Genomic DNA, 23,791 nt, shown 5'->3' on the forward strand with positions numbered 1-23,791 from the left:
GACCTTCAGGCGTTTGTCGCGCTTCCCGATGATTCTTCGGCAGTCTCGACGTACTACCTTGCCGGATCCGCTATATGATCCTGCGGCCCGGCTGCCGGATTTGCCCATGCGGACCGTCCGACAGCGTGCCGTGGCGAAGCCCACCGCTATATGAAGGCTTTGAAGGTTAAGAGGGAAGACGCAAATATCCACTGTACGCCACCGGGCGTCCAGAAGTCCAGTGCTCAACGCACGACCCTACCCGGCCTGCGGGGCCGGGATCCGAATGCGGAGCATTTCTCAGCAGTAACTGTACATCACGGATGCCGCTAAACTTATTAAATGCGGCACAGAATCTGCAGATTGACGCCGCTGCACACCCTTCAGCGGGCCTCGCACCGCCGAAGCAACAGAGACGAAAGAGGGCCTACCCACCATGACAGCCAACCCCAACGATGTGGTCATCCTGTCCGCCTCGCGCACCCCGCAGGGACGACTCAACGGCCAGCTGGCCGGCTTCTCCGCCGTCGAGCTGGGCGCAAAGGCTGCTGCCTCCGCCCTGGAGAAGTCCGGTGCAGGTGCCGATAGCGTCGATGCGGTGATCATGGGCCAGGTGGTTCAGGCCGGTGCCGGACAGAACCCGGCCCGCCAGACCGCCATCGCCGCCGGAATCGGCTGGAACGTGCCAACCGTGACCATCAACAAGGTCTGCCTCTCTGGCCTGGCTGCGGTGACCGACGCGGCCCGGTTGATCCGCAGCGGTGAGGCTTCCGTCGTCGTCGCCGGCGGCCAGGAGTCCATGTCCCAGGGCCCGCACCTGCTGCCCGGATCACGGCAGGGATGGACCTACGGAAACATCACTGCCGTGGATTCGGTGGCCAACGACGGACTCACCGATGCTTTCGACGGCGAATCCATGGGCGCCTCGACCGAACGCCGGAACGCTGAACTCGGTATCGATCGCACTGCCCAGGACGAAGTCGCGGCCGCCTCACACGAGCGCGCAGCCAAGGCCGCCAAGGACGGCGTGTTCGACGACGAGATCGTGACCGTCAGCGTGCCGCAGCGCAAGAGCGACCCGATTGAGATCAACACCGATGAGGGCGTGCGCCCCAACACCACCGTCGATTCGCTGGGCAAGCTCCGCCCGGCCTTCGCCAAGGACGGGTCCATCACCGCCGGAAACTCCTCCCCGCTCAGTGACGGTGCGGCGGCGCTGGTGCTGACCAGCCGGCAAAACGCCGAAGCACTCGGCCTGGACTACCTCGCTGTCGTCGGCGCCCCCGGACAGGTCGCGGGCCCGGACACGTCGTTGCATTCACAGCCATCCAACGCCATTATGTCCGCGTTGCGGAAGGCGGGCTGGAGCAAGGACGACCTGGACTTCATCGAGATCAACGAGGCCTTCGGGTCGGTTGCCGTGCAGTCGCTCAAGGACCTCGACATCAGCCTCGACAAGTGCAACCTGCATGGCGGAGCTATCGCGGTGGGACACCCGATTGGCGCCTCCGGTGCGCGGCTGGCCGGGCACGCCGCCTGGGAGCTGAGCCGTCGCGGGACGGGCAAGGCGGCTGTTTCGCTGTGCGGAGGCGGCGGCCAGGGCGAGGCCGTGCTGCTCTACCGGGACTAACCAGCCGTGGTTCGGCCGGTAAATCCCCTTCTCCTGGTGCCCCAACCCGTGAGGTAGCGCCCTGCCCGCCAGGTAGCGGGTTGCAACCCGCTGTCTCGGCGGCACGGTGCTACCTCGGCAGGACTCCGCATCGATAGGGCGCCGCATCGGCAGGGCGCCGCATCGGCAGTTTTCGCCTCCGAGACGGTAGGGCCCCGCCACGGCAGGTCCGACGTCGAGCGGGGTCGAGCGGGCCGGAGCCTGGACGCGAAGCAGCCCGCGTGAATCATCACGCGGGCTGTTCGCTGTGCCGCACAGAGCGGCGCGGTTCTGAAGAAGACTACTTCAGGGAAACCTCGGCACCGGCACCCTCGAGGGCTTCCTTGGCCTTGTCGGCGTTTTCCTTGCTGACGCCTTCGACAACCGGCTTCGGCGCGCCATCGACCAGGTCCTTGGCTTCCTTCAGGCCGAGGGAGGTCAGGGCACGCACCTCCTTGATGACCTGGATCTTCTTGTCACCGGCGGAGTCGAGGATGACGTCGAACTCAGTCTGCTCCTCGACCTCTTCTTCGGCTCCACCGGCGGCGGCGCCGGCAGCGGCGACCGGAGCAGCAGCTGTAACGTCGAAGGTCTCCTCGAACTGCTTAACGAAGTCAGAGAGTTCGACGATGGACAATTCCTTGAAAGCTTCGATGAGCTCGTCAGTGGTGAGCTTAGCCATGAGTGGCGCTCCTTTTCTTATGTGGTGGCCGCTGTACGGCCGGGTCATGGATCCTGCTTCCTAGCTGGAAGCGGAGATGGTGGCTATTCCTTGGCGGCGTCCGTATCCGCTTCGGGGGCAGCTTCAGCAGCTGGTGCTTCCTCCGCCGGCGCTTCAGCAGCAGGTGCTTCCTCCGCGTCAGCTGCTGGAGTTTCGGCAGGAGCCTCCGTGGCCGGCGCGCCCTCTTCCAGCTTCTCGCGCAGCGCGTCCACCGTGCGGACGAGCTGGCCCATCGGGGCCTTCAGCACACCGGCAACCTTGGACAGCTGGTGCTCACGCGACACGAGGTCCGCCAGAGCAATGACGCCCTGGGCATCCATTGCCTCGCCCTCGAAGTAGCCGGACTTGATAACAAGCTGTGGGTTCGCCTTGGCGAAATCCGTCAGCCCCTTTGCAGCCTTCACCGCGTCGCCCTTGATGAAGGCGATGGCGGTCGGTCCAACGAGCTGGTCGTCGAATGCTTCGACGCCGGCTTCCTTGGCCGCGATGGCAGTCAGGGTGTTCTTCACGACCGAGTAGTTTGCGTCCTCGCCCAGTGAACGGCGCAGCTGTTGGAGCTGTGCCACGGAAAGCCCACGATATTCGGTTAGGACAGCAGCGTTTGAGGAACGGAAATTCTCCGTCAACTCTTCGACTGCGGACACCTTGGTTGGCGTTGCCATAACCCTCCTTCCTTCGAATCATGCCGGTCTTCGTCAGGACCCTGGCCCGGGAGTGCAGTACGCACAAAAACGCCCCGCGCAGATGCACGGGGCCAGCCCTCAACCTGACCGTGACAGGCCAGGGAGGATTCGCTTCGTTCACCTGCGCAGGCCGCCCCGTTTGGGGACCTTCAACCAGGAGCAATCATTCGCAATAGAAGGATGGAACCTGATGACCGACGGTCTTTGGTGGTTAAAGTCTACGCGACGGCGTCCGGGCCAACAAATCACGCAAATCACGGCCGCCCCATCCCGAAGCGGCCGATCGGCCCCACCAACCAGCCGGTCCCGCCAGCCAATTCCCCGGCCATACCCGCCGGGGTGCCCGCTTAGAGCTGCTTCCGCCACTCACCGGTGCACCCGGCCGTGCGGAACCCCAGGTCCCGATTGACCGAGACCATGTATTCCTTTTCGCTGGCGTCCCACGTATAGATTCTCCGCACGGCACGTCTCTCCCGCTCCAGCCGTTCCAAATTGCTGGTCCGGATCAACATGCCGAGCTTGCGTCCGAGGTGCTCCTGCAGCACCACGGTCTCGTCATGGAACACAATGTCGTCGCGGTGGCGCACAATGCTGATCGCGGTAAATCCCACCAGCCGGCGGCCAGGCTGATGTTCCACTGCGCAGATCATTGTCTGGCGCCCGCCGGCCTGGGCCAGCGCTTCCGCTTCGCGAACCCGGGCGTCGTCCCATCGCTGCTGCCCGTCCGCTTCATCGGCACTCGCCGGTTCGTCACCGTCCAACAAGCCCTCCAGCACAGCCATATCCCTCACCCACTCCGCCGGGCAATTGTCCGTCCAGGTGTGGACCGCGTAGTCGGGACCGGCGGCCTCCGCGGCATGGGACTTCAGCCGGTCCAACGCCTCCTGGCCCACCGGAAACGGACAGGAACTGAACCGCTCCACGCGTTGCAGTTCATAACCTGCCTGGGAAGCGAAAACCACCTCCCTGCTCGACGACGGCAGCGCGCGGCCGTCGTCGGCGCCCTTGACGACAGATCCGCCATCGGAATCCAAGGCAGCCGCCGGGTGATGCGTTTCGACAATCAGGCTCCGGCGCATCTCACCGGTGGCGAATTGCTCAGCTGCCTCCAGCAGTTCGCGGCCGACTCCTTGGCCTCGGCATTCGGGAAGAATCTCCAGCGAGATAATCGCGTCATCCGTATTGTCCAGCAATGGCATCGAGATACCCACGCGCCCGACTATGCGGGACTCGATCCTGGCAATCAATACCACCAGGCGTTCGTATGGATCACCGAACGCCTCAAGGAACTCCTCCGGAGAGAAGGCCAGATCGGCATTGCCCCACGTGGCAATCCGCACCTGCCGGGCCACGTCGACAACCGCCAGAAAATCGGCTGAATCCCCGCCATCGAGCGAGTCGGGCACCCACAGTTGTTCGACCTGAACGGTCCGCGTTGTCATCAAACCCCACTTGGCTGGTCAGCCGCCTGCTTCTCATATGTACCGTCCCAGCCTAGTGCCCATAGCTGACAGTTTGCGTAACGGATGGATCAAGATGACTGCCGTGCCGATAACTTCTTCTGCCAGGCTCCGACATACCCCCGGGCCACGAATCCCAGCTCAATATTGATGCCCAGCATGTGCGAATTTTCCGCAGCGTTCCACGTGTACAGGCGCCGCGCCTGCGGGCACAGTTCCTGCAGCCGGAGCAGGTTGGCGACCTTGAGCAGCATCCCCAGCCGGTGTCCGCGGTGGGGATGCAGCACCAGCGTATTCTCCTGGTAGACCACCTCCGGCCTGTCTGGAAAGTATTCGAGAACGGTATTACCCACCAGTTGGCCCGTTGTCACATCCCGTACAACGGCCACCAGACTGCGCCCACCTTGGCCACGGAGCCTCGCTTCGGCGGTGCGCACTCTGGCCGCGCTCCACTCCTCGGCTTCACTTTCCATCTCCCCCATCGGCACGTCCACGCTCATCCGCTGGCAGAGGTGGCCGTATTGGTCGACGACGTCGTCCGGGCAGCTATCCTGCCAGCTCACCACGTCATAATCCCGGCCTGCGGCTGACTGCGTGGCCTCCATCATCGGCGCAGGGACTTCACGATCAAGCGGCAACTGCAGCAGGCTGAACCGCTCAATCTGCTCCAGCCTGTATCCAAGTCCCAGGCAATAACGCGCGACGCCGTCGTCCTGCCGCAGGCTTCCAGGGCCACTGGCGGGCCGCAGACCGTCGGCCGCGTCGGCGTCACCGGCGTCGGCGTCGGCGTCGAGATCTGCCGGATGGTCGCTCCAGGCCATCACAATACGGCGGTCCTTGCCGCGCAGGTGGTCCTCCAACACGGCATACAGTTGAGATCCCAGCCCGCGGCGCTGGTATTCGGGGTGGACAATCACATGGACGTATCCGCAACCCGTGTTGTCGGTCAGCGGGGCTTCGACAACCGCACGTCCGACGACGCGATCATCAACAGTGGCGATGAAACCCTGCCGGGCCGTGTAACGGCTGGACTGCGCCCCGGCCAGGGCGTTTTCCGCGCTGACCCAATGATCGTTATTGCCCCACCGCAGTCCCTCAGTCAGATTGCTGAGGTCATTGGCCGCGATGAAATCCGCCGCATCGGGGCTGTCCAGTGACTCTGGAAGATGGAGCGGCTCGATGGCCCACGGGGCACGATCCGGGGACACCCCGGACGATTCAAGGTTCATGGATAAGAGTGCATCTTCTACTGATTGGCAGTCGTCAATCAGTACGTTTGTGGTGCGGTCCTTAACGGGAAAAGGGACCCGGAACAGCTGTGACTGCTCCGGGTCCCTTTTAAAGGTTCGGGTCGTGCCCGACGGCGGCGCTTGCTTAAGCCTCTGCCAGCACCTTTGTCACGTTCGGGTCCACTTCGATACCCGGGCCGAACGTGGTGGTGATGTTCGCCTTCGAGAGGTAACGGCCCTTCGCCGCCGAAGGCTTCAAACGCAGCACCTCGTCGAGAGCGGCGGCGTAATTCTCCGCCAGCTTGTCGGTGTCGAATGAAACCTTGCCGATAATGAAGTGCAGGTTTGAGTGCTTGTCGACGCGGAAGTCGATCTTGCCGCCCTTGATGTCGCCAACAGCCTTGGTGACATCCGGGGTCACCGTTCCGGTCTTCGGGTTCGGCATCAGGTTACGGGGGCCGAGGACCTTACCGAGACGTCCGACCTTGCCCATCATGTCCGGAGTGGCCACGGCGGCGTCGAAGTCGGTCCAGCCGTCCGCCACCTTCGCGATCAAGTCGTCGGCACCGACGTGGTCCGCACCGGCGGCAACGGCGGCTTCTGCCTTGTCACCGGTGGCGAACACCAGCACCCGTGCCGTTTTACCGGTGCCGTGCGGCAGGTTGACCGTACCGCGGACCATCTGATCCGCCTTACGGGGATCCACGCCCAGGCGGAATGCCACCTCAACGGTGGCATCCGTCTTCGACGGGTTCGTATCCTTCGCCAGGTTGATCGCTTCTACGGGCGAATACTGCTTGTCAGCCTCAACCTTGGCCTCGGCTGCCCGGTATGCTTTGCTGCGCTTTGCCATCTGCTTTGTTCTCCTTATGCAGTTGTGGTTTGCGGACCGCGCCCGGCCCTACCACCCGCCGTCGTGCCTTGTCGCCGACAGCGCTGATTGTTTGAAAGTTATTTTCCCTCGACCGTGACGCCCATGGAGCGAGCGGTTCCGGTGACGATCTTCGTGGCGGACTCAAGGTCGTCGGCGTTGAGGTCTTCCAGCTTGGTCTGGGCGATCTCTTCGGCCTGTGCCTTGGACAGGTTGCCTACCTTGACGGAGTGCGGAGTCGCCGAAGCCGTCTGCACACCGGCAGCCTTCTTGATCAACTCAGCGGCCGGCGGAGTCTTGGTGATAAAGGTGAAGGAACGGTCCTCGTAGACCGTGATCTCCACCGGGATGACATTTCCACGCTGGGATTCCGTCGCGGCGTTGTACGCCTTGCAGAATTCCATGATGTTTACGCCGTGCTGGCCAAGGGCAGGACCAATCGGCGGTGCCGGGTTAGCGGCACCTGCCTGGATCTGCAGCTTGATGAGGCCGGCGACCTTCTTTTTGGGAGCCAATGTAAGGATCCTTCTGTTCTCGTCGTTCCTCGGGCACAGGAGTGTGCCTGAGGTTGGATGACCACCCATGGCCAGGTGGCCGCCGCACTGCCCGGCAAAGCTGGCCGGACGGGTGCGAAGTTATAGGTCGAGGCTAGATCTTGGTGACCTGCCCGAACGAGAGCGAGACCGGAGTTTCGCGCTCGAAGATGGAGACCAGCACCACCAGAGTCTGCGACTCCGGCTTGATCTCCGAAATGGTGGCCGGCAGCGTCTCGAAGGGGCCCTCCTTGACGATGACGGATTCGCCGACCTCGTAGTCGACGGTGATCGGGGCTGCCGGAGCCGCAGCTTCCTTGCCGGCGGCTGCCTCGGGGGCCTTCTCGAAAACCGGGGCCAGCATGGAGAAAACCTCGTCCAGCCGCAGCGGCACCGGGTTGTGCGCATTGCCCACGAATCCGGTCACGCCCGGCGTGTGGCGGACGGCGCCCCAGGACTCGTCGGTCAGCTCCATCCGGACAAGCACGTAACTGGGGATCCGAACGCGGTTAACGATCTTCCGCTGCGCGTTCTTGACCTCGACCACTTCTTCCATGGGCACCTGAATCTCGAAGATTTCCTCTTCCATGTTCAGGGACTGGATACGGTTTTCGAGGTTGGTCTTCACCCGGTTCTCATATCCGGCGTAGGAGTGGATGACGTACCAGTCACCCTCTTGCCGGCGCAGTTTGGCTTTGTATTCCTCTTCGGGATCGACTTCGTCGTCAGCCGCTTCCTCGGCGTTCTCCGATCCGGCCTCGGAAGCATCAGTGTCTTCGGTGGCCGGGTCCCCGGTTGAGCCGCCGGCAACCGACGCATCCGCGTCCGCTGAACCGGCGTCGTCGGCCGCCACCTGCGCGTCGGCGGGATCAACCTCGGGTTCAGCTGCCTGATCTGAGGTGTTCAGATCCTGGCTCTGATTATCGAGCTCTTGCTCGGACACTTGGCTTCCTGCTTTCCTAATGGGATCTTAAATGACTCAACGCCCGGCACCATACGGCTGCTGCCCGGCGCCAAACGCTCTCGCTACTGGTCTGGCGGTCCGCCTGAAAAGAGCCAAATTGCGGCATTTCCAAAGGCGAAGTCCAGAATCGTCACGATAATCATCATGATGATCACGAAGACCAGAACCACCAGCGTGTAGTTGACCAACTCCTTGCGGGTCGGCGTCACTACCTTCTTCAGTTCGGCGATGACCTGGCGGATAAACAAAATGATGCGGCCAAAGAACCCCCGCTTCCCGGAGTTTTTGTCACCGGACGGGCGTCCCTTGGAGCTGCTGGCAGCCGTTTCGGTCACCTATGCCTCGCTTGCCTATCGCTGTCGTGACAGTGTCACCTGCCACATGGATTTGCTGACCTTACAGTCATGCGCAGGGCAGACAGGACTCGAACCTGCAACCTGCGGTTTTGGAGACCGCTGCGCTGCCAATTGCGCCACTGCCCTTTGATGCAAGCCCCCGGTTCCGGCCGCAGATCGAAATCGGCTTTCGGTTCATGGGCGCACTCCATCATGGTGATTTCAACACCCGATATAGTCTACGCATTCGTCTGCCCCACGTCGAACCAGCAACCAGTTCACCGCCGCGTAAAAACGCAAGGCCAAACTCAACACAAAACGCATAGAGTAGGTCCTAAGCATACCGGTCCTGACTACACCGACGAACGGGGTACCCATGTCTGCAGACGCCACTGAAGCACGCACCAGCCGCATCTCCCGCCGGGTGGGCGCGATCGCCGAGTCCGCCACGCTGGCAGTCGATGCCAAGGCGAAGGCGCTCAAGGCGGCCGGGCGGCCGGTGATCGGCTTCGGTGCCGGAGAACCTGATTTCCCCAGCCCGGACTATGTCGTCGAAGCGGCCATCAAGGCTGCAGCCGACCCGAAGAGCCACCACTACTCCCCCGCCGGCGGACTGCCGGAACTGAAGTCCGCCATCGCTGAAAAAACGCTGCGGGACTCCGGCTATGAAGTGGACCCGTCCCGGATTATCGTCACCAACGGCGGCAAACAAGCGGTCTACGAGTCCTTCGCGACGCTGCTGAACCCTGGCGATGAAGTACTCGTCCCTTCGCCCTACTGGACCACCTACCCCGAGGCCATCCGGCTGGCAGGGGGCGTCCCGGTGGAGGTGTTCGCCGGCCCCGAGCAGGGCTACCTGGTCACCACCGAACAGCTGGAGGCGGCCGTCACATCCCGCACGCGAGTGCTCGTGTTCGTCTCGCCGTCCAACCCGACCGGCGCGATCTACAGTGCGGAGCAGACCCGCCAAATCGGCCAGTGGGCCGCTTCCAAGGGGCTGTGGGTGGTCACCGATGAGATCTATGAGCATCTGACGTACGACGACGTCCCCTTCACCTCGATTGCCACCGCAGTTCCGGAGCTGGACGATTCCGTACTGATTCTCAATGGTGTGGCCAAAACCTATGCGATGACCGGGTGGCGGGTCGGCTGGATGATCGGCCCCCAGGATGTCATCGCCGGTGCCACCAACCTGCAGTCACACATGACCTCCAACGTCTCGAACGTGTCCCAACGCGCTGCCCTGGCGGCAGTGTCCGGGCCGCTGACCGCCGTCGAAAAGATGAAGGAATCCTTCGACCGGCGCCGCAAGGCAATGGTGGACGGGCTCAACGCCATCGAGGGGGTGGAATGCCCCACCCCGCATGGGGCCTTCTACGCCTACGCCGATGTGCGCGGGCTGCTCGGCAAGGACATTGCCGGCTCCCGTCCGGAGACGTCGGCCGAACTGGCCACGCTGATCCTGGAACAGGCCGAAGTGGCTGTCGTCCCGGGCGAAGCCTTTGGGCCCAGTGGCTTCCTGCGCCTGTCGTACGCGCTGGGCGACGAGGACCTGGCCGAAGGAGTGTCCCGCTTGCAGAATTTCCTCGGCCAGGCCCGGTAATACGCCCTGTCCGCACCGCAGTCCGGTCGGTGGCGGCAAGGGACTGCAATCCTGCCGCATCTGGCCGGAGCAGGGCAGCGATCCTGTGCACGCATGAACACCAACACCCCCATTCGGCGTCAGAATATGCGAAGACCGGACGATTTTGGCCGTTCTCCGCACCCTTGGTGTTTATCCGTGCGCAAAGGGCCGCCCAATTGCGGGACTCCTCCTGCCTTGGCTCTATTAGTGCCTCACTCGTGGGCTCTGTTCCACCACTACATGATTCAATGACTCATATTTGCGAGCATGGTCAATACTTGGTTCAGCATTCGAGCCGGGGCGAACATTACGTCCTCATAGGTGAATCGCAGCGTCGGATATCCACTGAGGGTGAGGGCGTTCCACCGTTTGCGATCCTGGCGATAGCTGGTGCGGTCGGAGTGGAATTCCGCTCCATCCAGTTCCACGACCAGCTTGCCCTCAATGAGCAGATCCACGTGGCCCACTCCTGCGAATCTTGCCTGGGTGACGACCTCCAGCCCTGCCTCCATAAAAATTCTGCGGCCTAACGTCTCCAATAACGATTGCGAACGGGAATCGATCATTTCGAAAACTTCGCGCATGTCCAGACTGCCTGGACCAGTGGCAGCAGCCTGGAGGTCTTCGAAGGACACCAGTCCTTTGACTATGGCGGATTCGGCAATCAGCAGGGCGGCTTCGTCGGGGAGGCATTTCGCGCTGTGCAGCACGCATTCACGAGGGGAAACAACTGGTGCCATGTCTGGACTGGCCAAGACCTTCGCGCGATGGATGACCGTTCCCGGCACAGATCGCACCTGGGTACTCACAAGATGCAACTTCCGGGATGGATTCCGCATCCAAAGTCCGTAATGTTCGGCGGCCGAGGTACATGTCAGGAGTGTTGACGTCGCCGCCGCCGTCACATACTTCGGCTCCGCATCGGGGAACGCGTAGACACCTTTGGCGGGGCGTACGAGGTGTCCGGCGGTCACGCTCTTTTCCAGCTCCCTGCGGCTGACGCCCAAAGCGCGCAATCGGTTATAGCGGGCGACTCCACAGCACATTGTCAGGGCGGTATAAGAATCCACACGGTGATGATTTCCGTGCACAGCGCCAACGACAAGGACTCATTGGGGATATGTGGACCAAGCTGGTCCTTCTGGAGCTGTGGAGGACAATAGGGAGCCGATGCGCTGGGAGGCAGGGCAGGTGCACGAAGAACAAGGCGAGGCGTGCACGGATAAACACCAAGGGGCGAGAATCAGGCAATTGCACGCGATTTCGATGGCGATACGTCGCCCGATCTAAAGGTTGGTGTTTAGGCGTGCCGGCGCCCACTGGTGTCAGTCCTGATCGGTGGATGGCGCCTGGGCGGAGTATTCAGCCCCCCATTCATCCAGGCTGGTGACGATGCCTTGCAGGCTGCGGCCGAGTTCGGTGAGCGAATACTCCACTTTGGGAGGAACCTGCGCGTAGACCGTCCGCTCAACGACGCCGTCTTCCTCCAACTCGCGCAACTGCCGGGTGAGTGTGCGTGCGCCGGCCAGCGGCAAGAGCCTGCCCAGCTCGCCGAATCGCAGTGTGCCATCCAGCAGATGCTTGACGATGGTGAGTTTCCAGGTTCCGCCCAGGACTGCGACCGCCACCTCGACGGGACACACCTGGCTTGCTGTCTCGACCGGTTTTCTCATCCCCCTCCTTAGTGACATTTTTGTACGTACTGGCGATTAAAGACCGTACTGTTGCAACCCTGTATTAGTTCCTACCGTAGTTGGTATGACGACGAAACACACCATCCTCTGGGTCAGCGCCCACCCGGAGGCGGAGTCCTTGAACGGTTCCCTCCGGGCGGATGGGATACGGCACCTGCTCCAGGCGGGGCACGAGATCATCGAGTCCGACCTGTACGGCATGGGCTGGGATCCGGTGCTGTCCGGCGACGGGATTGTTCCGCCCGGAGACCATTTCCGCGTCACCGACGACACACGCCGGGCCTACATTGAAGCCAAGCTGCCGGCCGACGTCGAACGCGAACAGCAGAAGATCCTGGCCGCGGACGCCGTCGTCGTCCAATTTCCGCTGTGGTGGTACGGAATGCCGGCCATCCTCAAAGGCTGGTTCGACAGAGTGTTCCTCAGCGGATTCGCATTCGGCAAGGACCCTCATGATGGCCGGAGGCTGCGGTTCGAGAACGGGCCCTTTGCGGGTAAACGCGCCCTGGTCGTGACAACCCTGGGTGACCGCCCGGCCTCGATCGGCCCCCGGGGCAAGAGCGGGGAACTCACAGAGCTGCTGTTCGGGCTGCTGCACGGCACCTTCGCCTACACCGGGATGAGCGCCCTGGAGCCCTTCGCTGTGCCCAGCGCCGACTTCACAGACGCGGAATCCTATGGAGATCACCAGCAGCAACTCCTGCGCCGGCTCGATGGACTGTTCGCGGAACCGGCAATACCCTACCGCCCGCAATTCCAAGGGGACTATACCGACCAGTGGGAGCTGGAACCGTCGGTCTGCCCGGGCGAATCCGGGCTGTCCATCCACAGAACTGCAACGGCTACAACAGGCGGCGGTCGGCCGCCCAACGGGTCAGCTCGTGGCGCGAGGACAGCTGCAGCTTGCGCAGCACCGCCGAAACGTGCGACTCAACGGTCTTGACGGAGATGAACAGCTCCTTGGCGACTTCCTTGTAGCTGTATCCGCGGGCGATCAGGCGCATTACCTCCAACTCGCGGGACGAGAGCCGGTCGAGTTCGTCATCGACATTGGCCACCGCGGCGGTGCCAAAGGCGTCGAGCACGAATCCCGCCAGCCGCGGCGAAAAAACGGCGTCGCCGTCGGCCACGCGCCCCACGGCGTCGGATATCTCTGCCCCTGAAATGGTCTTGGTGACGTAGCCGCGCGCGCCGGCCCGAATGACGCTGACTACGTCTTCGGCGGCGTCGGAAACGCTCAACGCCAGGAAACGGGTGGACTCCAACCCCCCGCTGGCCGCGATCACCTCGGCACCGCCACCGCCGCGGCCGCCGGGAAGATGCACGTCGAGCAGCACCACGTCGGGACGGTGCCCAACGATGGCCGCCACTGCCTGCTCCACGGTGGCCGCCTCGGCCAGCACGGTGATGTCCTCGTCCAAGTCGGCCCGCAATCCGGAGCGGAAGATGGCATGGTCATCGACGACGACGATGCTCACCGGTCTTTGGCTGTTCACTGTCTCTCCTCCGGTTCAGTCTGCAGCGACAGGCACACTTCGGTGCCGTCCGCCGTGCTGTTAATGGTCGCTGATCCCCCGTTGCGTTGCATCCGGCCCACGATGGATTCACGCACGCCCAGCCTGTCTGCGGGGATGTCGTCAACCACGAACCCGTCGCCGCGGTCCCGGACGAACACCTCCACCTTGTCCGCGCCAGCCTCGACATAGACGGAGACTGGCCCGGCATGCCGTGCCGCGTTCACTATTGCCTCCCGCGCCGCCTGCACCAAGGCATCCTGGCGCGTCGACATCGGAGCATCGCCGACGGCGACGACGTCGACAGCGCTCCCGTAATCATCTTCCACCTCGGCTGCCACAGCCTTAATCCGGGCGACAACATTGCCGGGATCACGGCCGGCGTCCTGGTAGAGCCACTGACGCAGCTCCCGCTCCTGGGCCCTCGCGAGGCGGGTGACGTCCTGCTCGTGGCCGGCCCGGTTCTGGATCAGCGCCAGGGTCTGCAGCACTGAGTCATGCAGGTGGGCCGCGATCTCCGCCCGCTCGCTCTCCCGGATCCGCCCGGAGCGCTCTGCTTCCAGATCACGCCAGAACTTCAGCCCCCATGGGGCCAGCACCAGCGCGACGCCGGCAAGCACCGCCAGCGAGGCCAGCACGGAGGACCACATCACCTCCCAGCGTCCCGCCCCGGAAACCATCACCAGCACTCCAACGATCACCAGCACCAGCCCGGCCCCGATGCGGACAATGCCACCGGCTTGGTTCGCGCCGGCGCGATTGACCAGTCCGGCCCTCCGTGTCCTGTCCAGCTGCATCCACACCAGCACTGCGCCGAGCAGCACGACCACCACCGGCAGCATGCTCTCCCAGCGGATGTTTGCACCGATTTGCTCCGCGACAAGGACCGCCGCGGCGAACAGCAGCGCCAGGCCGATCACGACTTCCCTGCCCCCGAGGGACATCACATCCCGTTGCGCCCCGGACCGGAGGCTTTTCATGAAGGCCGCCGGCCCATGCCGGGCGGTGCGCCCAGGCCCCGGGCGCTCCCCGGCGCGGTCCTCGATGGTGGCTGCGGCTCCTTCATCAATGGGCACCATCACCCAGAGCCAGGCGTAGAGCAGCAGCCCCGCTCCCCCGGCCAACGTCAGAGCGGCCATCACGGCACGGACAACAACCCGGTTCACTCCCAGGTGCTCAGCCAGCCCGGCGCAAACACCGGCAATAATGCCGTTGCTCGAGCGGGTCATGATGCGTGCCACAAGACAATCCAAACACGTCCCGGACCTCTGCGGTCCACTGTTCGGGGACAAGTCAGGGGATGTTCAGGGTTGCCCCTTATAGATTCGCAGTACCGACATTGGCAAGATCGAAGTATGAACTCACACCACGACCCGCAGGACGACCAGAACCGTCCCGGATCAGATGCAGAAGATCGGCGGGGGCTGCCTGCCGGCGGGGACGATGACGCATCATCGGCAACCGGAAGCAGCGATGAGACGGGCCCCCCTGGCTTTGGGGAACCGGCGGGAACGGCGGGAACACCGCCTGAGCAGCAACCGCCGGAGGCACACCGTTTCTTTGTCTGGCTGCGCGGCTTGAACATCCGCCGCGGAGAGGACCGCTGGATCGGCGGCGTAGCGAGCGGGATCGCTGCCCGGATCGGCATCGACCCGGTGATTATCCGGGGCCTGTTCGTCCTGTTCGTGATCTTCGGTGGAATCGGTGTGCTGCTCTACGGCCTCGCATGGGCGCTGTTGCCCGAGCCCGACGGCCGCATCCATTTGGAAGGCGCCACCCGCGGCTACTGGTCAGACGGGATGACTGGAGCAATGACCGTTACCATCGTTGGCTTGGTCCGCCCGTTTGGCAGTTGGTGGGACGGCGGCTGGGGCTTCGGCGATGCATTGTGGACCTTGATCTGGGTCGGCGGTTTGATCGCCCTGTGCGTGTGGCTGGTTAATTCCGTCCGTGACCGGAAGCAAAAAAGGACGACGGCGGGATCCGGGCCAGGTGCCGGGGCAACGACTGCCGCCTACACACCCGGAACCGGACCGCAGGAAGGATACGAGCCTCCCGGTCCCACCGAAGAACACGCATGGCCGAAAGCTCCCGCAGGCACTGATACATCAGCACCTGGCACATCGGAATCCCGCAATGCGGGACCCGCTCCAAGCCGGGCCTCGCGTCCGCTATCCGATGTCCATCACGACACACTGGGTCTGGCCGGAGCGAGCCACTATCCTGGCGATATTCCCGGCTACGGACCCGCCAGCGGATATGTCCCGGCTCCCGTACCAGGAGCACAGTACGCCGCGCGGACGAAAAATCGCCGACGCACCCCGAGTGCCGCGATGGTGGCGATTTCGACCGGTCTGGCACTGCTCGTCGGCGGTGGTCTGCTGGCCCTGCACTATATCGAGGCCATTGATCTCGGCACCCACGCCAACGCGGTGGTGGCGGCCGCTGCCGCCGTCGTACTTGGCCTGAGCGTTGTGGTTTCGGGACTGCGCGGACGTAGCTCCGGCACTATGGGGTTCCTCGCCGTCGTCGCGCTGTTGGCAGCCGGAGTGTTCGGGCTGGCCCCGGCCTCTAATAACTACGTGATATGGAGCAGCGCCACCTGGCACCCGTCCACTATCGAGGCCGCGGAGACGGGATATACCACCCTGATGGCCGACGGGACGCTCGGGTTGGAGGGATTCGAGGATCAGGCGCCGCTGGATGAGGAAGCGGTCATTCCAGTCAATGTCGCGATGGGCAGCACCACGGTCGTCGTGCCGGACGATGTCCCCGTCGAGGTTCGCTCTAATCTGCTCATGGGCTCCGTCGATTTCGAATCCGCAGGCGCCGAAGAAGGCGACGGCATTTGGAACCCGACACAGCAAACGTTCAACGCCGGCGCTCCGGGCGAAAAAATCATCATCGAAGTACGTGGCTTCTTCAGTTCAGCCACAATCGCCGAGTCAGGAAACGGATTGTCACAATGAGCACTAACTATGGACGCGGCGACGAGCCGGACACGCACCAGACGGAACCGATCGGGAGCTCATTCCCGACGAAACCGATCCGCGGAACGGAACCCGGGGAACCGAGCGGCGCAGAGCACAAGCCGGACTCGGCCGCAAGCAGCCCGGGTGTTCCCCGCCCGGACATCCCCCGCCACGGACCTGCAGCCCCCGGTGGAACCACCGCAGCGCCCCAAGCCGGGGACCTGCCGGCCCACGAGCCGACCGGCAAGCGGCAGCGTCCACGGGCCGGGACCGTTGTCTGGGGGTTGATCATCATCGCCCTCGCGGTGCTGCTCATCCTCGGGCAAGTCGCATCAATCAGCCTGAACATGGGGCAGGTGGTGATCGGGTTGCTCCTTGGAGCCGGCCTGGCACTCGTGATCGGCGGGATCATCTCGGCCGGCAACCGGGAAAAAGATGACAAGCGCGCTTAGCAGACGGGACACTACAAGCATGGACAAATTCTTCAAAGTCATTCGTGGAATGAATCTCAAACGCGGACCGGAACGGTGGGTAGGCGGCGTCTGTGGCGGGCTCGCCGCCAAGTTCCGGGTCGACGTCGCATACGTGCGCATCGGCTTCCTGCTCTTCGGGCTGTTGCCGGGCCCGGCCTTCGTGGTCTACATACTGGCGTGGTTGCTGCTTCCGGCGCAGAATGGCAGGATCCCGCTGCAAGGCATGCTGGAGAACCGCGGTGACAACACCCGCTGATGGGTGCCGGCCGGTCATCCTTCTGGAAGCAGCACCATTGTGCGGTTAGAGTGAACAACTGAGCTCAGCGTGGCGCTCGCACGCACCTGTCCTCCACCAGATAAGGATGAGCCCTGAGTATGAAGAAGATCGGAATCCTGACCAGCGGCGGCGACTGCCCCGGACTCAACGCGGTAATCCGTGGTGCCGTGCTGAAGGGCATCAAGGTCCACGGCCAGGAATTCGTCGGGTTCCGCGATGGATGGCGCGGCGTGGTCGAAGGCGACATTATGGAGCTGCCGCGCCACAGCGTACGAGGGATCTCCAAGCAGGGCGGCACCATTCTGGGCACGTCGCGGACCAACCCTTTCGAGGGCGACGGCGGCCCGGAACGCGTCGGGGAAAACATGGACCGGCTGGGCATTGACGCCATCATCGCCATCGGTGGTGAAGGCACGCTGGCAGCGGCGAAGCGGCTGACCGATGCCGGGTTGAACATTGTGGGCGTGCCGAAGACTGTCGATAACGACCTCGACGCCACCGACTACACCTTCGGATTCGACACGGCCGTGCAGATCGCGACCGAAGCCATCGACCGGCTGCGCACCACGGGCGAATCCCACCACCGCTGCATGATTGCCGAAGTGATGGGCCGCAATGTCGGCTGGATCGCCCTGCACGCCGGCATGGCCTCCGGGGCACATGCCATCCTGATGCCGGAACAACAGGTGAGCATTGAACAGGTCTCCGAGTGGGTCGCCGAAGCCCACGAACGTGGCCGCGCACCGTTGGTGGTGGTGGCCGAGGGGTTCGTGCCCGAGCACCTGGAGTCACCGCATTCGGTCCGCGGACTCGATACCTTCGGCAGGCCCCGGCTGGGCGGTATTGGCGAGCAACTCGAACCGGAGCTGGAACAGCGCACCGGACTGGAGACCCGCGCGACAACGCTCGGGCACATCCAGCGCGGCGGCGTGCCCTCGGCATTCGACCGGGTGCTGGCCACCCGGCTGGGTATGGCAGCAATCGACTCGGTCGTCGAAGAGCGCTGGGGCACCATGGTCTCGCTGACCGGCACCGATATTGAACATGTGGACTTCGACCATGCACTGGGAAAGGTCAAGGCCGTTCCACAGCACCGCTATGATGAGGCGGCCATCCTCTTTGGTTGATCGGTTCGTGCCGTACGCGATCGCCAAACGATAGGCTGGCCGTATGACCCTCGAGCCGACGACCATTGCCATCATCGAGCTTGCGTGGGCCCGTCTACTGGGCTTGGCCGACGACGCATTCCCCAACGCCCGCAAGGACGGGCTGGAGCGGATCACCAGGGTGGATGACGACGCCCGCACCGTCACCTTCGTGAAAATCTTCGACGTCGGCGTGCTGGTTGGTCCGCAATGGGCACTTGATGCGGCGGCCGGCATCGACGACGAGTCGCTTGCCCGGCACTCCACGATGTTGGACCTGACACGTGACCATGCCGGTCATGGACTGGGTGCGGCGGCCTTGTACTACTCGGATGTGCTGCTGGAGATCGATCCTTCGGAAGTGGCCGCCGTGTCCCGCGATCCTGGCCATTGTGCCGAGGTGGAGGGCCAATGCCCTCCCGACGACGTCAACGAAGTCGGGCTGACCGCCTTCGACGAACAGTTCGCCCTGGTCACGGACTCCGGGCAGGCCATCGCCGGCTCCGGATACAACGTCTGGGAGGGGATCATCGCCCATCTGGGCTCTCTGGTGACTCCCGACCTGCGCCGCCAAGGGCTGGCCACCTACGTCACGGCCGTGGCGGTGGAAGAAGCCATGGCTTCGGGGCTGATTCCACAGTGGCGCGCCCGGCTGGACAATCAGGCCTCACGTTCGACGGCGGCAAAGCTCGGTTTTGAACAGGCCGGGACCCAGACGACGGTGCTGCTGGCTTAACGGCCGGATGAGCGGCCGGATGACGGTGCCGGCACGGCATCATCCGTGTCTCGTGGGGCCAACTATGCCCTTTCCTAAAGAATCGCCGGTTGCAATCGGCGATTCTTTAGGTAAACGGCGCAGCTGTTCAGGCGAACGGCGAACCCTTAGGTAATCACCACTTCTGCTTGGGGCGGACGCGAATCGCCCGGTCATCCAGGCGAGGTGGCAGCCACACGCAGCGGCAGCCACGCGCAGTGGCAGCCACACGCAGCGGCAGCCACACGCAGCGGCCCCGCACTTGTCTACCGCGGTGGCCGGATGAAACCCTTCTGGCGGCCAACCACCTGGCCGGCGTCGGGCGCGACGATGAGTTCCTGCACCGCAGGGTACTGTTCGCCGTCGTCGTCGACCATCAGCTCAGCCTCGGGATCGGCGTTCCGCTTGACGACAGCCAGCGCCACAGGCCCCATCTCGTAGTGCTGGGCGACCGATGTCACCTTGCCGACAGTCCGCTCCCCTGCAATCACGGAGCTGCCGGGAGCCGGGATCGTATGCTGTGAGCCATCCAGCTGCAGGAATACCAGCCGCCGTGGCGGGTGCCCGAGATTGTGCACGCGGGCGATGGTCTCCTGCCCCTTGTAGCAGCCCTTGGACAGGTGCACGGCGGTGCGGATAAGGTCGAGTTCGTGCGGGATGGATTTCTCGTCGGTGTCGGTGCCAAACCGGGGACGCCACGCCGCGATGCGAAGTGCTTCGGCTGCCCAGGTCCCGGCCAGCTGGCGGTCGGAGACCGCCGTCGTCAATTCGCCGGCAGGGACCAGATACTCAAACCAGTCCCGTTCGTAGCCGGGGTGGGACGCTTCATCGGCTGCGGTGTAGGCGTAGCCACCCTCGCCCGGCTGCGGCCAGGGGTCCTGCCAGACGGTGTGTTCAGCCAGCGCGCTCAATTCACCGGTCGACCCGATCACGGCCCAGTCGGCCGAGACATCCGCGACCTCGACGCGGAGGGCGAATTGCATCTTGGTCAGCCAGTCGGCCAGACCGGGTGCCTCGTCGGCTTCGACAATCAGCCACGTGGTGGTCCCGTCGTCGACCACGCGGGGGTTGAATTCAATCCGTCCCTGGATGGACAGCAGCAGCGCTTCACTGCTGACCCCGGGTGCCAGGCTCGTCAGCGCCTGGGAGGAAAGCGTGGTCAGCCAGCTCAGCCGATCCGCTCCGGTAACGGTTACTACTCCCCGGTGGGAAAGGTCGACGACGGCGTCACCGGCGGCCAGGTGCTTTTGTTCGGCGAGCGGCTGGCCGTAATGAGCGGCGACGCCGGCGTCCGGCCCTCCCGCTTCCACGGCGCCTTCGGTGTCCAACAGTGGGCTGCGATAGGTCATGCCTGCTCAACGCCCTTCCCCCGGCGCACTATTCCGCCGGTGATCTCAAGCGGATTTCTTCAGCCGAGCCGAAGCGTGCGACTCGAGCTCGCGTCCCATGGCCGCGATGTCCCAGGCCCACAGCAGATCGCCGTCGACCAGACCGTACATCCGGGTGGCCGCCCGGTAGTCCTTGGATCCGGGTGCCCGCATCACTGCATCGGTGGACAAATCGATGCGGGGCCCCTTCACCTGGCCGACGTAGAGTTCGCTGATCCCGCCGGGGTGGAGCACATTGGCGATGATGTTGAAGCCATCGTCCTTGTTCCGGTACTTCTCCACGTCTTCGGCCGAGGTCAGGGCGGGGACGATTTCGGACGGAATCATGCCGGGCCCGCCATCGGCCTCGTACAGTTCGCGGTCCAGCTGCCAGACACCCGACTCCCAGCTGAGCGGCCGCACCTTGTTGCCGTCGTCGTCGATCAGCCAGCTTTGCGCGTCATACTTCAGGTACGGCATGCCGTCGTGGGTGAAGTTCACTTCCTGGGCGAATTGCTGTTGTTCAACGTCGCCATATCCAAGGACGCCGACGCCTTCCCACCGGCCCAGCAGCCAGTACAGCGGGACAAGTTCAGGAGTCAGATCCGCGGGAAGCTCAATAGGCATAAGCGCCCCTTTACTTTTGTCCCTTGTACATGCGCCAGACGACCAGCCCGGCGAACCAGGCCATGGCACCGCCGGCGATGACCAGCAAGGTGATGTAGAAGATCTCCAAAGCAAGCAAGTTCATGTGCTCAAGGCTACCCCAAACAACTGGTGAGATTGGTGTCCCGTGGCGGAAGCCGCCAGGACAGGTTCACACCAGCAGCAGCTTCTCCAGGAAGTAGACGATGGTGCCGACGGCGGCGATAGGTGCGGTCCCGATCGCGAGCGCACCGGGTAGCGAACCGGGTCCCCGCCCGGCCACGACGAGTCGGCGGAAACTGGCGATGACGGCCCCGCACACGGCGCCAACTATGGCAGCAGCGAGCGGGGCAATATTGGTGAACAGGAGTGCGCCCATCGTCCCGGTCAGGGCCGCCAGAACCACGGCGAGCGGAGCAACAATCCGGTCCGGCCAAGGCAGCAGAGCCGCCGCCAGCGCGAAGAACAGGCTGGTCCCTGTGAGCAGCATCATGGATGAATCGGAGGCATTGGTCGCCAAACGTTCGGCCGCTGCCCACCCGCCGGCCATGGTGGCGAGCAGGATTCCCGCCGCCCCGCCGATGGTGGACTCCAGTCGCAGGCTTTGCCCTGTGCCGCGCAATAGTTGGACCATGAAGATCAGGCCGGTGCCCACGGCGGCAATCGGGGCGAACCACAACAGCATCCGCGGCCCGTCGAGCATGGCTGCGGTCAGCACCGAGGCGATGCCGGCGCCGGCAATGACGGCGCCCATGGTTTTCTTCGCGGGAACGTCAAGCAGGTGGGGCCAGCCGAATCCGGTCACCAGCGATGCGAGGATCAGCACCACCACGACGGCGGGCAGCGAAAGATACGCGGTGGCAGCGATAGCGCATAGGCTCACCGCCGCAGCAGCGGCAACACTGACTGACTTCACCCTGCCATCCTGCCTTATTGGGCGGCAGCGGTGCGAAGTAACACGAACGCCGCCGTCGCCCAAGGTATAGTACTGGCAAGAAACCGCACACGGCAATGAAGCTGGCGCTACCCGCAGCGACTACGCACCGTGGAGGGAAATCGTGTCGCACATCCTGCTGCTGACCAACGGCCAAGGGTCATCCGTTGATGTCCTGCCAGCACTCGAACTGCTTGACCACAAAATTCAGATACTGCCGCCCGAGCCCACCGCCCTGCTGGAGTCCGCGCCGTCGGATGTGGTGATGATCGATGCGCGCAAGGAGCTGGCAGCTGCCCGTTCCCTGGCCCAGCTGATCAAGACCACCGGCGTCAGCGCGCCCTTGATGCTGGTGCTGACCGAGGGCGGCATGGCCGCCGTCGCTGCCAACTGGATGGCCGACGACGTCGTGCTCGACACCGCGGGGCCCGCGGAGGTGGAGGCGCGGCTGCGGCTGATTGTGGTTCGCGGTAACGACGACGAACCCGAGAACTCCGAAATCCGGGTTGCCGGCGTGGTGATCGACGAATCGAGCTACACGGTCAAGGTCGGCGGCAGACTGTTGAACCTGACGTTCAAGGAATTCGAGTTGCTCAAGCACCTGGCCCAGCACCCCGGTCGCGTCTTCAGCCGGGACCAGCTGCTCCATGAAGTGTGGGGCTACGACTACTACGGGGGCACCCGCACGGTGGACGTGCATGTGCGCCGGCTGCGCGCCAAGCTGGGGGCGGATCACGAGAACCTGATTGGCACGGTGCGCAATGTCGGCTATCACTTCACCCGCCCCAGAAGCGGCAGTACAGCACCCGCAGGCGGTGACGCATGAAGGCGCCGCGCCAACGGACCCACGGCGCCCCGTACACCAGTGAGCCAGCAGGGGCGGCAAACAGCTACCCTTGATAAGCAGGGCCTGAGGCGGCCGGCACCCGACTGAAGGAGTTCACCACCATGAGTCAGACCACCTCCGGCACGTGGCCGGTCCACGCGATTAAGGGCCGCCCGGATCCGGAACTGCTGCAGGACATCACCGCCTTGGCCACTGCGGCCAACGAGTCCGATGGCAATCCCCCACTGTCCGAGCAGACCCTGGTGAATCTCCGCGCCGCTGACAGCGACGAAACCACCATGCTCGGCTTTGCCACCTATATTCCCGAGGAAGAATCCGGACCGGCGGGCGACGGTTCGCTGGCGGGCATCGCCGTGGTCAGCCTGGACCGCCGGGCGCAACGGGAGGATTCCCGCCCCCACGGCGTACTGGAACTGGTGGTCCACCCCAACTACCGCAACCAGGGCATCGGCACCGCACTGGTCGCCCGGCTGCAGCAGACCACGGACTTGGCCGGCTTGCAGGCCTGGTCCCACGGCGGCCACGAGGCCGCGGCAAAGCTGGCGGAAAGGTACCGGTTCACCCCGGTGCGCGAACTGTGGCGGATGCGCCTGACTCGTGATGCGCAGCCCCGGGAGCTGCACTATGAACTGCCCGACGGCGTCGAGCTGCGTCCGTTCGTTCCCGGACAGGACGAGCAGGCATGGCTCGAGGTGAACGCGGCGGCATTCGTCGACCATCCGGAGCAGGGCGCGACCACGCTCAATGACCTCAAGGCCCGGATGGATGAGGACTGGTTCGACCCGCAGGGATTCCTGCTGGCAGTCCGGGACGGCGAATTGCTCGGATTCCACTGGACCAAGGTCCATCCCCGCAGCGGCAGCCACCCCGCCCTGGGCGAGGTCTACGTCGTCGGCGTCGCCCCGCAGGCGCAAGGACTGGGCCTGGGGAAGGCACTGACCGTGGCAGGCATCGAATACCTGCACCAACAGGGACTGAACGCGATTATGTTGTACGTCGAGGCCGACAATGAAGCCGCGGTGGCCCTCTACCGGGGACTCGGGTTCACCCGTTGGGACGTGGACGTCATGTACGGTCCGCAGGAAAAAGACGCCTAAAGTTGGAACAGCGCGTATCGAGCCC

General features: G+C 64.0%; 25 protein-coding genes, 1 tRNA gene and 1 pseudogene. 10 read left to right on the forward strand and 17 right to left on the reverse strand.

Annotation, left to right across the window (positions count from 1 at the left end; all coding sequences use genetic code 11):
• The first annotated feature begins 415 nt into the window (after positions 1-415).
• Entirely contained in the window at positions 416-1,609 is a 1,194-nt protein-coding gene (locus H535_RS0116955) for an acetyl-CoA C-acetyltransferase (RefSeq protein WP_026820485.1), read from the forward strand.
• Positions 1,610-1,928: 319 nt separating this feature from the next.
• Here the strand turns inward: H535_RS0116955 and rplL are convergent, their stop codons facing one another.
• The 9 genes from rplL to H535_RS0117000 form a co-directional block, all read right to left on the reverse strand.
• Complete coding sequence (gene rplL, locus H535_RS0116960; RefSeq protein WP_026820486.1) at positions 1,929-2,309, reverse strand: 50S ribosomal protein L7/L12; 381 nt, start codon at positions 2,307-2,309, stop codon at positions 1,929-1,931.
• An 83-nt stretch (positions 2,310-2,392) separates the two neighbouring features.
• Positions 2,393-3,010 (reverse strand): 50S ribosomal protein L10, encoded by a 618-nt coding sequence (gene rplJ / locus H535_RS0116965; RefSeq protein WP_026820487.1) that lies wholly within the window; start codon positions 3,008-3,010, stop codon positions 2,393-2,395.
• Positions 3,011-3,378: 368 nt separating this feature from the next.
• Entirely contained in the window at positions 3,379-4,473 is a 1,095-nt protein-coding gene (locus tag H535_RS0116970) for a GNAT family N-acetyltransferase (RefSeq protein ID WP_026820488.1), read from the reverse strand.
• Positions 4,474-4,562: 89 nt separating this feature from the next.
• Positions 4,563-5,720: a GNAT family N-acetyltransferase gene (locus H535_RS0116975; RefSeq protein WP_051299460.1), complete on the reverse strand. Its 1,158-nt coding sequence runs from the start codon at positions 5,718-5,720 to the stop codon at positions 4,563-4,565.
• Between the two features lie 145 nt (positions 5,721-5,865).
• On the reverse strand, positions 5,866-6,573 hold the full coding sequence (gene rplA / locus H535_RS0116980; RefSeq protein ID WP_026820490.1) for a 50S ribosomal protein L1: 708 nt from the start codon (positions 6,571-6,573) through the stop codon (positions 5,866-5,868).
• Positions 6,574-6,671: 98 nt separating this feature from the next.
• Positions 6,672-7,106, reverse strand: coding sequence for a 50S ribosomal protein L11 (gene rplK, locus H535_RS0116985; protein ID WP_026820491.1), 435 nt, complete (start codon positions 7,104-7,106; stop codon positions 6,672-6,674).
• A 133-nt stretch (positions 7,107-7,239) separates the two neighbouring features.
• Positions 7,240-8,067, reverse strand: coding sequence for a transcription termination/antitermination protein NusG (gene nusG / locus H535_RS0116990; RefSeq protein WP_026820492.1), 828 nt, complete (start codon positions 8,065-8,067; stop codon positions 7,240-7,242).
• Positions 8,068-8,150: 83 nt separating this feature from the next.
• A complete protein-coding gene (gene secE / locus H535_RS0116995) occupies positions 8,151-8,423 on the reverse strand; it encodes a preprotein translocase subunit SecE (RefSeq protein WP_026820493.1) in 273 nt (90 codons plus the stop codon).
• Between the two features lie 74 nt (positions 8,424-8,497).
• Positions 8,498-8,570, reverse strand: a tRNA-Trp gene (locus tag H535_RS0117000).
• Between the two features lie 229 nt (positions 8,571-8,799).
• On the opposite strand from H535_RS0117000, the gene H535_RS0117005 reads away from it, so the two are divergent.
• Entirely contained in the window at positions 8,800-10,026 is a 1,227-nt protein-coding gene (locus H535_RS0117005; protein WP_026820494.1) for a pyridoxal phosphate-dependent aminotransferase, read from the forward strand.
• 266 nt (positions 10,027-10,292) lie between these two features.
• Here H535_RS0117005 and H535_RS29405 read toward each other — a convergent pair whose 3' ends face one another.
• The 3 genes and pseudogenes from H535_RS29405 to H535_RS0117020 form a co-directional block, all read right to left on the reverse strand.
• Positions 10,293-10,787, reverse strand: a complete 495-nt coding sequence (locus H535_RS29405; protein WP_162144901.1) for an endonuclease domain-containing protein — start codon at positions 10,785-10,787, stop codon at positions 10,293-10,295.
• A gap of 195 nt (positions 10,788-10,982) precedes the next feature.
• Positions 10,983-11,093, reverse strand: a pseudogene (locus H535_RS30470) (hypothetical protein); the annotation flags it as partial.
• A gap of 279 nt (positions 11,094-11,372) precedes the next feature.
• On the reverse strand, positions 11,373-11,720 hold the full coding sequence (locus H535_RS0117020) for a winged helix-turn-helix transcriptional regulator (protein WP_026820496.1): 348 nt from the start codon (positions 11,718-11,720) through the stop codon (positions 11,373-11,375).
• An 85-nt stretch (positions 11,721-11,805) separates the two neighbouring features.
• Here H535_RS0117020 and H535_RS26245 point away from each other — a divergent pair, with 85 nt between their 5' ends.
• On the forward strand, positions 11,806-12,684 hold the full coding sequence (locus H535_RS26245; protein ID WP_211236621.1) for an NAD(P)H-dependent oxidoreductase: 879 nt from the start codon (positions 11,806-11,808) through the stop codon (positions 12,682-12,684).
• Here the strand turns inward: H535_RS26245 and H535_RS0117030 are convergent.
• The gene (locus tag H535_RS0117030) at positions 12,584-13,237 is read right to left on the reverse strand and encodes a LuxR C-terminal-related transcriptional regulator (protein ID WP_026820497.1); all 654 of its coding nucleotides are present in this window, start codon (positions 13,235-13,237) and stop codon (positions 12,584-12,586) included. The genes H535_RS26245 and H535_RS0117030 overlap by 101 nt on opposite strands.
• Positions 13,234-14,484 (reverse strand): ATP-binding protein, encoded by a 1,251-nt coding sequence (locus H535_RS0117035; protein ID WP_035770062.1) that lies wholly within the window; start codon positions 14,482-14,484, stop codon positions 13,234-13,236. The genes H535_RS0117030 and H535_RS0117035 overlap by 4 nt, the downstream gene beginning before the upstream one ends.
• A gap of 126 nt (positions 14,485-14,610) precedes the next feature.
• On the opposite strand from H535_RS0117035, the gene H535_RS26250 reads away from it, so the two are divergent.
• The 5 genes from H535_RS26250 (at position 14,611) to H535_RS0117060 (ending at position 18,858) form a co-directional block, all read left to right on the forward strand.
• Entirely contained in the window at positions 14,611-16,224 is a 1,614-nt protein-coding gene (locus H535_RS26250) for a PspC domain-containing protein (protein WP_051299462.1), read from the forward strand.
• On the forward strand, positions 16,221-16,679 hold the full coding sequence (locus H535_RS30060) for a hypothetical protein (RefSeq protein WP_245580364.1): 459 nt from the start codon (positions 16,221-16,223) through the stop codon (positions 16,677-16,679). The genes H535_RS26250 and H535_RS30060 overlap by 4 nt, the downstream gene beginning before the upstream one ends.
• A 19-nt stretch (positions 16,680-16,698) precedes the next feature.
• Positions 16,699-16,956, forward strand: coding sequence for a PspC domain-containing protein (locus H535_RS0117050; RefSeq protein ID WP_026820499.1), 258 nt, complete (start codon positions 16,699-16,701; stop codon positions 16,954-16,956).
• 119 nt (positions 16,957-17,075) lie between these two features.
• On the forward strand, positions 17,076-18,104 hold the full coding sequence (locus tag H535_RS0117055; protein ID WP_035770046.1) for a 6-phosphofructokinase: 1,029 nt from the start codon (positions 17,076-17,078) through the stop codon (positions 18,102-18,104).
• Positions 18,105-18,147: 43 nt separating this feature from the next.
• Positions 18,148-18,858 (forward strand): GNAT family N-acetyltransferase, encoded by a 711-nt coding sequence (locus H535_RS0117060; RefSeq protein WP_026820501.1) that lies wholly within the window; start codon positions 18,148-18,150, stop codon positions 18,856-18,858.
• Between the two features lie 284 nt (positions 18,859-19,142).
• On the opposite strand, the gene ygfZ is transcribed toward H535_RS0117060, so the two are convergent.
• From ygfZ to H535_RS0117080, 3 genes are all read right to left on the reverse strand, one after another.
• On the reverse strand, positions 19,143-20,225 hold the full coding sequence (ygfZ, locus tag H535_RS0117065; protein WP_026820502.1) for a CAF17-like 4Fe-4S cluster assembly/insertion protein YgfZ: 1,083 nt from the start codon (positions 20,223-20,225) through the stop codon (positions 19,143-19,145).
• Between the two features lie 45 nt (positions 20,226-20,270).
• On the reverse strand, positions 20,271-20,870 hold the full coding sequence (locus H535_RS0117070) for a heme-binding beta-barrel domain-containing protein (protein ID WP_026820503.1): 600 nt from the start codon (positions 20,868-20,870) through the stop codon (positions 20,271-20,273).
• A gap of 190 nt (positions 20,871-21,060) precedes the next feature.
• A complete protein-coding gene (locus tag H535_RS0117080; RefSeq protein WP_026820504.1) occupies positions 21,061-21,804 on the reverse strand; it encodes a hypothetical protein in 744 nt (247 codons plus the stop codon).
• Between the two features lie 142 nt (positions 21,805-21,946).
• On the opposite strand from H535_RS0117080, the gene H535_RS26260 reads away from it, so the two are divergent.
• Positions 21,947-22,648 carry a response regulator transcription factor gene (locus tag H535_RS26260; RefSeq protein WP_035770047.1) on the forward strand — a complete coding sequence of 234 codons (702 nt, stop codon included), beginning with the start codon at positions 21,947-21,949 and terminating at the stop codon, positions 22,646-22,648.
• A 122-nt stretch (positions 22,649-22,770) separates the two neighbouring features.
• A complete protein-coding gene (gene mshD / locus H535_RS0117090; protein ID WP_026820505.1) occupies positions 22,771-23,766 on the forward strand; it encodes a mycothiol synthase in 996 nt (331 codons plus the stop codon).
• Positions 23,767-23,791 lie beyond the last annotated feature (25 nt).

Origin of the sequence: Arthrobacter castelli DSM 16402, assembly GCF_000430705.1 — a bacterium.
GTDB lineage: Bacteria > Actinomycetota > Actinomycetes > Actinomycetales > Micrococcaceae > Arthrobacter_C > Arthrobacter_C castelli.